Origin of the sequence: Rothia sp. (in: high G+C Gram-positive bacteria), from assembly GCF_015265375.1 — a bacterium.
Taxonomy (GTDB): Bacteria; Actinomycetota; Actinomycetes; order Actinomycetales; family Micrococcaceae; genus Rothia.
This window is the reverse complement of sequence record NZ_JABZXW010000069.1, coordinates 1-9,435: the sequence shown is the minus strand read 5'-3', so window position 1 is coordinate 9,435 and position 9,435 is coordinate 1. Positions and strand designations below refer to the sequence as shown.

Annotated in this window: 6 protein-coding genes; all 6 read left to right on the top strand. The window is 60.6% G+C overall.

Annotated elements, in window-relative coordinates; genetic code table 11:
- Window positions 1-390: 390 nt before the first annotated feature.
- Complete coding sequence (locus tag HXO69_RS07935; protein WP_296546380.1) at window positions 391-4,257, top strand: ornithinee aminotransferase; 3,867 nt, start codon at window positions 391-393, stop codon at window positions 4,255-4,257.
- Window positions 4,258-4,345: 88 nt separating this feature from the next.
- Window positions 4,346-5,092, top strand: coding sequence for a MazG family protein (locus HXO69_RS07930; RefSeq protein WP_296546379.1), 747 nt, complete (start codon window positions 4,346-4,348; stop codon window positions 5,090-5,092).
- A 371-nt stretch (window positions 5,093-5,463) separates the two neighbouring features.
- Window positions 5,464-6,744 carry a phosphopyruvate hydratase gene (gene eno, locus HXO69_RS07925; RefSeq protein ID WP_049350039.1) on the top strand — a complete coding sequence of 427 codons (1,281 nt, stop codon included), beginning with the start codon at window positions 5,464-5,466 and terminating at the stop codon, window positions 6,742-6,744.
- A 223-nt stretch (window positions 6,745-6,967) separates the two neighbouring features.
- Window positions 6,968-7,612, top strand: a complete 645-nt coding sequence (locus tag HXO69_RS07920; protein WP_296546376.1) for a septum formation initiator family protein — start codon at window positions 6,968-6,970, stop codon at window positions 7,610-7,612.
- Between the two features lie 84 nt (window positions 7,613-7,696).
- On the top strand, window positions 7,697-8,296 hold the full coding sequence (locus HXO69_RS07915; RefSeq protein ID WP_049352121.1) for a DUF501 domain-containing protein: 600 nt from the start codon (window positions 7,697-7,699) through the stop codon (window positions 8,294-8,296).
- Between the two features lie 153 nt (window positions 8,297-8,449).
- Entirely contained in the window at window positions 8,450-9,403 is a 954-nt protein-coding gene (locus tag HXO69_RS07910) for an exopolyphosphatase (protein ID WP_049338698.1), read from the top strand.
- Window positions 9,404-9,435 lie beyond the last annotated feature (32 nt).

Genomic DNA, 9,435 nt, shown 5'->3' with positions numbered 1-9,435 from the left:
GCACCAGGGCGATTACGCCCCGAGCGAGCAGGCGATCGGCATTGGTGTGCGCGTCATGGCGGCAACTGCCCTGCGTGCCGTCCGTTTTGAGCTGGCGAAGGCTGCGAAGGCGGCGAACCCCATCCGCGATGAGGCACGCTAAAGAGCTTCTCGAAAGCTTATAAGCCAGGCTTGAAAGTACGACTATATAGCCGCATCAAGCCTTGAAAGCTGTACAAGTTTCACCCCGTTACCTCTCACCGAGTGACGGGGTGAAACTCTATGCACGCGATAGAATTAAAAGGATTATGAGGACATTTGCGTTATGTTCCCGACCCCGTGCCCACACACCCTCGGGGGATGAAGGAGATAGCGCATCATCACACGGCGCACGCCGGAGGAGGACACCCAATGAGCTTCTTTGGAATCGGCAAGAAGAAGTTGGATGAACAGTCGCGCGAAGAACAGAGCGCCGAAACTGCCAAGGCTCAGAAAGAACAGGCAAGCGAAGACGCTCCCAAGAGCGCACGACTGAGCGAAAAGATTATGGAACAGCAGCAGTGGGAGGACTCCCTGCGCCGCTTCGTGAAGTCTGAGAGCGCACGCCACCAGAACCACGACGAAGAGCAGAGCGAGGAGCATCGCGCTGTTGAGGATCTCAAGCGTGCCCTCCTGCACGGCGATGAGAAGGTTGAAGAATCTTCCGCTGCTGATGAGCTGACCGAGGAACAGGCGGAGGAGCAGGAGCGCCGTAGCCTGCTGGCGGCGCTTGGCGCTTTCCCCCAGGAATCTGAGGAGCCTGTTGAGGTTGAGCAGGTCGCTGAGGTCCAGGACGTTGAAGAAGAAGTCGCCCCGGTTGCTGAGGCTGCTAAGCCCGCTACCCCCGCATTCCTGCGTGATGACGAAGAGACTGAAGCCGAGGACGCATCTGTAGAGGTTGAGGAATCTAAGGATGCCGCTGAGGACGCGCGTTCCCAGTTTGAGGAGCACCTGCGTGCTGTGCGTGCCCAGAACACCGAAGATACTGCCGCTGAGGTCGCTGAGGAGACTGCAGACGAGGCAGAAGGTAGCGAAGAGCCCGAGGTTGTCGAGGCTGTTGTAGAAGCTTCCGAGAACAAGTCGGAGAATGTTCATTCTGTATCCGAGCCTGCATCTGAGGATGCTCCCGCTGATACTGAGAAGTCCCTGACCGTAGAAGACATGAAGGTAGCCCGCACCCGTGCCGCCGTCACCGAGGCACAGAACGCCGGCCTGGACGACCTGGCGGCAGCCTACGCTGCTCGCCTGGGCATCACCCTCGATAGCGAAGAGGAGACTTTTGGCGAGGTCGCCTCCGATAAGGTTGTTGCTGAAGAAGCTCCTGCTGATGAGGTAGTTGCTGAGGAAGCAGAGTCCGCTGAGGCTCCCGAGTCCGCTGAATCTGCTGAGGACACTGAGGTGTCTGAGGTATCCGCACCTGTTGCTGAGGTTGCTGAAGACTTCGAAGCCGAAGAGACCGTTGACCTCACCGCAGGTGTAGAAGAGTCTGCAGAGCCTGTTGCCGCTGGTGAGGAAGAGCCGATTGAGGCGGTCGTTGAGGCACCCGAACTGCTGGCATCTGAACTTACTGAGGAAGAAGACGCGGTCTCTGACGAGACCGAGCTGCTCTCCGCTGTATCCGTTGAGGAGAAGCACGAAGCGTCCGTCTCTGAAACGCTCGAGGCTGAGGACTTCGACGCCGAAGAAGAGAACACCGCAGAGCTGATCTTTGACGCTTCCGCTGTTGAGGAAAGCGCTGTTGAGGAAAGCGCCGCGGAAGAAACCGCTACGGAAGAGCCTGCTACCAAGATTGAAGAGTCCGCGGCTGAAGGTTCCGCTTCTGAGGAAGGCGAGCCCGCTAAGAGCGCCTCTGTAGCTCCTGCTCTTGCCGCTGTTGCTGCACCCGTGGCTGCTGCAACTGCCATTGCCTCCGCCGCAAAGGCTGAAAAGGCTGAGGAGAAGGCAGAAAAGGGCACCTCTCAGAGCGTCGCGCTGACCGCAGAGGGCATCGATAAGAAGGAAGCAGAGAAGCACGAGTCTGCTGCTCGTGATGACTCCGCTGAGGAGCCCGTTGCTGAGTTGAAGGAAACTGAGCAGAAGCTCAGCGAAGACGAAGCTGAACTGGTTGCCGAATCCATCATCCTGAGCGAGCCCGTTGAGGGCGCGGCAACCCTGCCCGCGCTCCCCGAGCAGCGTGCTCTCCACGGCCTTGCGGAGCTTATGCGCACCCGCGGTTCGGGCACCATGAGCCTGGAACTGCGCCAAGTAGATGAGGATATGCACTACCGTCTGCTGCACCGCGGCCGTGAGGTTGAAACCGGCATTGTCGTGCCCGGTGTTGACTGGTTTGCACCCGTTGCGGCACTGTACACCGAGGCTCAGCAGGCTGGCGCAACCTGGAACCGTGCGGCTGTCTCTTTGAAGCCGCGCCTGGGTGACGGCCTGGAGGTTCACGCATCGTACCTGGGTGCTGTGGATGGTCAGACTATTAGCGAGAGCTTCCTGCTGGAAGGTGCCGCTGTTGAGGCTAAGCCCGTTGCGACCGCTGAGGCCGCTGAGGCTACCTCGCAGGATGAGCCTCAGGAAGCTGCTGTTCAGAGTGTTGACCCGGTTGAGGCTGAACGTGAGGCTATCGAGCGTGAGCTGGAGGCTGAACTCGCTGAGAAGCAGGCTGCGAACGAGGCTGAGGCAGCTGCCGAAGCTGCTGAAGAGCCTGTAGTTGAGACTGCTGAAGAGGGTGCCTCCGCGGGTCTGCTGACTGCTGCAGGTCTTGCCGCTGCCGGTACTGCTGTGGCTGGTTCTGCCGCTTCTGCGCAGGAGAAGGAAGACGTAGAGGAATCTGTCGAAGCTTCTGACGAGCCTGTTCAGGCTGAGTTTGCGCTGGTTGAAGCTGAGTTCGAGCACGATTACGAGAACGACCCGGTCTTCGGTGCGGCTACCGTAGAGCCCGAAACCGAGCATGCCGAAGAATCTGCCGCTGAGGTAGTCGAGGCATCTGCCGAGGACTCTGTAGAGCCCGGCGAAGACATGGAAGCCGCCCTGGCCACCATTGTCGCCAACGCTCAGAAGAAGCTGGACGCTGAGGAAGCAACAGCCCCCGCAGTTGCTGAGGAAGCACCCGCTGAGGAAGTTTCGGCTGAGGAAGTTTTGGCTGCCGAGGAGCAGAAGGCTGCCGCTCCCGTGGTTGCTGAGTCCTTCACCCTGGACCGCACCCAGCCCGTTGAAGAAGCTGCAGATGAGCCGATCGCAGAGAGCTCCGAAGAGCCCGCCCTGCCCGCGTTCTTGGACGACTCTGAACTGCTGCCTGAGAAGGAAACCTCCGCCGCTTCCGCTGAAGCGCCCGCCGAGGAACCTGCCCTCGTAGACGTTGAGCCTGCCGCTGAGAGCGCATCTGTGGCACCCGGCCTGGCTGGTGCTCTTGCCGCAGCTGCCGCAGTGGGCACCGCCGGTGCCGCTGCGAAGGCTACCGGCGTTCAGGAAGAGCCCGCTGAGAAGGTCGCTGAGCTCAAGATCGTTGAGGTGACCCCCGCAGCTAAGATTGCTGAGGCTCCCGTAGCGCTTGCGCCCGCCTCCGAGGCTACCGCTCAGACTGCACCGGCAGCACCTGTAGCAGAGGCGGCACCCGCTGCGGCGACCACCCCGGTTGCCCTGCCGGAGAGCACCCCGGCAGGTATCTCCTCCAGCATCTCGGCATCCGCGCTGAGCGAGCTCAACCAGCTGCCCACCATCGTGGCTGAGCCGGACACCCCCTCCGCCGCGGTGCAGAGCCCGCTGGTTCCCTCGGAGACTCAGCTGGCAGCCGGTAACCTGGTTCTGACCGAGGCTCAGGTCGCTCAGCGTCTGGCGCCGGTCGTCGAGCACCTCTTCGGCGAGAACGGCACCGCAAAGGACGCCACTACCGTGCTGATTCGTGTACGCGCCCTCGGTTCCTACTACGACGCCCTGACCCACGTGCGCCGCAACGGCTTCTGGGAGCAGGTCCGTACCTTCGAGCTGATTCCCGAAACCCTGCTGGACATTCCGGCGCTGAAGACCGACTCGTACAGCGAGGGCGAGGGCTCGCCGCTGGCTATGAGCCTGACCTTCACCCCGGGCGTGCCGGTTCAGGCGGCATTCGATTATGCGAATGAGCAGGCGTTTGTCACCTACCCGCGTCCGTTGGATGCTGAGCGTTACGTTGAGGAGCTGCGTATGTTCCCGCGTTTGGGTTCGAAGATCCCGGCTCATATGACGAGCGCGCTTTCGCACTGGAACCTCTAAAACCTTGTAAGGTGTGCCGCGCCGGCTCCCCGTGTGGGGGTCGGCGCGGCGCGCTATGTTTGTCATTTTTTCGATGAGGAAGATTGTTATGACTGATACCCCTAATACTCCTGAGGCTTCTGCGGCGCAGAACGTTCAGGACACTGCCGCCCGCGCGGCTGAAGCCTTCGGCACCCTGGTGGAAGCCATGGCGCTGCTGCGCGCACCGGGCGGTTGCCCGTGGGATGCTGAGCAGACTCACGCCTCCCTAATCCGCTACCTGGTGGAGGAAGCCTACGAGGTTGTCGAGGCGGTAGAAACCGGCGGCGAGCCGAATATGCCGCTGCTGCGTGAGGAGCTGGGCGACGTGCTGCTACAGGTGGTGTTCCACTCTGATATTGCTGCGGCAAACCCGCAGGGCTTCGACATCGTGCAGGTGGTTGAGGGCCTTGTGCAGAAGCTTCGTTCGCGCCACCCCGATGTGTTTGCGGCTGAGTCTGAGGGCTCTTCGGAGGCGCCTCGCACCGCGGCTGAGCAGCAGGCGGCGTGGGATGCGTTGAAGAAGAAGGAGAAGAGCGACCGTGGCGCGCTGGATGGTATTCCACCGCATCTGCCGGCGCTCGCTATGGCTGAGAAGACTGCTGTGAAGGCACGTAAGGCGGGTATTATTCTGCCGCCGGAGCCCACGAGCATGGAGGACGACCTGCGCTATATGCACACTGAAGAGGAATTCGGCGAGCTGCTCTTTGCGTTGGTGAGCCGCGCACAGCGTAATGGTTTGGATCCGGAGCGTGCCCTGCGTTCGTACACTCGTCGCTATATTGCTCAGCATACGCATGATGAGCCGAGCTATTAGAAACGCTGGTTGAGTTCTTCTGTGAGACGCTTTGAAATCTGTTCTCTGAGGGAATGAAAGGTTTCAAAGCGCCTTCTGTTTGTTTGGGGTTGTGTTGGGCAACCGTGAGGATGCTCGTGGCACATGCCCCGGCATTTGGGCTCATGTTGTGCTTTGGTCGAGTACCCACACCCTCACAATGTGGGGGAGTGTGGGTCTTGTTCCGCTTTGTAGCGCCTGACTAAGGGTTATCTAGACCTTCATTAAGGCAATAAAAAAGCGGTGGCAACTAGTGTGTTTGTGTGGGAGTTTTGCTAGAATTTAGGGGACGCGACTTGTCCACTACCGGGTGAGCCGTTCACATCCTTGACATCTCATAAGGAGAACAATTCATGGCTGTTATTACCGCAGTTCACGCACGCCAGATCCTGGATTCCCGTGGCAACCCGACCGTTGAGGTTGAGGTTCTGCTCGAAGACGGTGCTTTCGCACGCGCAGCTGTGCCCTCGGGCGCATCCACCGGTGAGTGGGAAGCTGTTGAGCGCCGCGACGGCGACAAGTCCGTATACCTGGGCAAGGGCGTTCTGGGCGCAGTGAAGTCTGTTATCGAAGAAATCGCTGAAGAGGTCATCGGCATTGAGGCTTCCGACCAGCGCGCTGTTGACGCAGCCATGATTGCTCTGGATGCAACTAACAACAAGGGCAAGCTGGGCGCAAACGCAATCCTGGGTGTCTCCCTGGCTGTTGCTAAGGCTGCTGCTGAGTCCGCTGACCTGCCCCTGTACAAGTACCTCGGCGGCCCGAACGCTCACGTTCTGCCCGTCCCCATGATGAACATCCTCAACGGTGGTTCTCACGCAGACTCCAACGTTGACATCCAGGAGTTCATGATTGCTCCCATCGGCTTCGACAACTACTCTGACGCTCTGCGCGCAGGTGTTGAGGTTTACCACTCCCTGAAGTCCGTACTGCACGACCGCGGCCTGGCAACCGGCCTGGGCGACGAGGGTGGTTTCGCACCCAACCTGGAGTCCAACGCAGCTGCACTGGACCTGATTGTTGAGGCAATCGAGAAGGCTGGCTACAAGCCGGGCGAGCAGGTTGCACTGGCACTGGACGTTGCATCCTCCGAGTTCTACAACGACGGCGCATACGAGTTCGAGGGCCAGAAGAAGTCCGCAGCTGAGATGAGCGCATACTACGCTGACCTCGTTGCAAAGTACCCCCTGGTTTCCATCGAGGATCCCCTGGATGAGAACGACTGGGAGGGCTACAAGACCCTGACCGAGCAGATCGGTGACAAGGTCCAGATCGTCGGTGACGACCTGTTCGTGACCAACCCCGAGCGCCTGGCTCGCGGTATCAAGGAGGGCGCAGCTAACGCTCTGCTCGTGAAGGTGAACCAGATCGGTTCGCTGACCGAAACCCTGGACGCAATGGAGCTGGCTCAGCGCCACGAGTACCGTTGCATGGTTTCTCACCGTTCCGGTGAGACCGAGGACGTCACCATCGCTGACCTGGCTGTTGCAACCAACGCTGGCCAGATCAAGACCGGTGCTCCCGCACGTTCCGAGCGCGTTGCTAAGTACAACCAGCTGCTGCGCATCGAGGAAGAGCTGGGCGACGCAGCTGTTTACGCTGGCAAGTCCGCATTCCCCCGCTTCAAGGCATAAGTTACTGAAGCATCCGACCGCGTGAGCGGTTAGACGTCAAGGAGGCGGTGCTACCCCGTAGGGGAGTGGCACCGCCTCCTTCTCTGTGCGCGATCTATCAGCTCAGGTATGCCGTGGCAGGGTAGAATGTATCGCTTGCAACATAGAGCTGGGGAAGCCCTCCGAACCCGGTAGAATATGAAGGAAGCGTTTAGCGGCACAGAACGGAACGAGGGATAGAGCAATGAGCCAGCGAGCAAACCAGCAGACCCGGTCGCACTCTACGAGTTCCACTGCACCCGCTCAGGGCGCTACCGCCTCCGATGCGCCGCGTGGCGCCGCTAAGGAAGCCCGCACCTCCCTGATGAAAAAGGCTAGTGCCCTTTTCTTCGGCGTGGGCTTGAACCAGCGTCACCCCGAACGTGAACGTCAGGCGCAGGCTCGCCGTGAGGAGCGTGCCCGCCGCCGCGCCGCAGCCCAGCAGGGCAGTAAAGAGGGCGGATACGACGCCCCCGTGGCGGCTCACATGTTCTCCGGGCGTAGCTTCCTGACCGCTGTTGTGGTGGGCGTGATTGCGCTCGGTACCGCATACCCTGTGGTCACCTACATTGACCAGGACCGGGAAATCAAGCAGATCAACACGCACATTTCCCAGCTGCAGCAGGAGAACGCCCAGCTGAAGGCGGAGCAGACCTGGTGGAACGACGACAACTACGTTCGTCAGCAGGCACGTAGCCGCCTCTACTATGTGAACCCCGGCGACACCCCCTACGTTGTCACCGGCATTACCGAGGACTCCACGAAGGCTGACGGTACTTCTGCGAATGCGAAGAACGCCCCCGAGGACGCCTGGACCACGAAAATCTGGGATTCTCTCGAAAAGAACTAGCTCCAGCCACCGGCAGGAACCCTGCCTTGGCAAGCACCCGGCACAAGCGGACGAGGTGACCCCTCGTTCCAGGAACTTAGGATTATGAGCACCGAAAACACCATTGAAGAGCTGAAGGCACGCACCCCCGGCGGCTTCGGCGTAACTGTTGAAACCCTGACCCCCACCGAGCAGGACATCCGCGTTCTCTCCGCGCAGCTGGGCCGTAAGGTCCGCGACGTGGTTGAGATTCCGGCACGCTGCGTGTGCGGTAACCCGCTTGTGGCTGCGACCGCGCCGCGCCTGAGCAACGGCACCCCCTTCCCGACCGTGTTCTACCTGGCGCATCCGGTGATTACCGCTGCGGCTTCCCGTCTGGAGGCGGGCGGCCTGATGTACGAGATGACCGACTCGCTGGCTGAGGACGCCGACTTGGCGGCACAGTACGCTGCCGCACACGAGAACTACCTGGCTGAGCGTGAGCGCATCCGCCTGATCAGCGGCACCGAAGAGGTCCCGGAGATTGACGGTATCTCTGCCGGCGGTATGCCGACCCGCGTGAAGTGCCTGCACGCTGTTATCGGCCACACTCTGTCGGTGGGTCGCGGCGTGAACCCGATGGGTGACCGCGGCCTGGACGCTATCGCCGAGTGGTGGACCCCCGAGGTCTGCTCCTGCGACCCCGCGTGGCGTGAAGAAGCCTAAATATTGATTCTGGTGCGCCCGCATCGTCTTGAAGGACGGTGCGGGCGCATAATAGATAGAAGAAAGAGCGCCGAAAAGCGAAAATTTTTCGCCTACGGCGCTCGCGTTGCCTTTTGGCACTGATTGGTATTGAAGACCTGAAAGGAACCCACCGTGCGCGTTGGAGCGATTGACTGCGGTACGAACTCTATTCGCCTGCTGATTGCTGATTCCACTACTGAGGTGGTGGACGGGGTCGAGAAGACCGTCCTGAAGGACGTTGTGCGTGAGATGCGCATTGTGCGTCTGGGTCAGGGTGTGGACGCGACCGGCTGGCTGGCGCAGGAGGCGCTGGACCGTACTTTCGCTGCGGCTCGTGAGTACGCGCAGTTGCTGAAGGAGCACGGCGCTGATTCGGTACGTTTTGTGGCGACCAGTGCGACTCGCGATGCGGGTAACCGTCAGGTGTTTGTGGACGGTATCCGCGAGATTTTGGGTATTGAGCCCGAGGTTATCAGCGGTGATGAGGAAGCTGCTCTGTCCTTTGCTGGTGCGGTGCGCGCTGTCGGTTACGGTGATGGCGATACCCTGGTGTTCGACCTGGGTGGCGGTTCGACTGAGTTCGTGCTCGGTGACGAGTCGGGTGTGAAGGCTTCCCGCAGCGTCAATATTGGTTGTGTGCGTCTGACTGAGCGTCACATGATGAGCGCCCCGTCGACTGACTCGCAGATTGCCCGTGTTGAGGCTGATACTGACGAGGCTCTCGAGGTGGCTCGTAAGACTGTGCCCCTGCAGGATGCACGCCGTGTGGTGGCTGTGGCTGGCACCGCGACCACTGTGGCTGCCGCTGCGCTGGGTCTGGACCGCTACGATTCTGAGGCTATTAACGCTCAAAGCTTCTCCGTAGAGACCGTTCAGAAGACCGCCCGCTGGTTGGCTTCGCTGAGCCGAGCCGAGCGTGAGGAGCTCGGCTACATGCACCCCGGCCGGGTGGATGTGATTGGTGCCGGCGCGACGATTTACGCTCGCATCCTGACCCGTCTGAATGAGATGACTGATGGTGCCGTGGATTCGGTGACCGTCAGCGAGCACGACATTCTGGACGGTATCGCTCTGTCCCAGCTGTAGGCTTGAGCGCTCGCGCCGTGAACCACCATCGG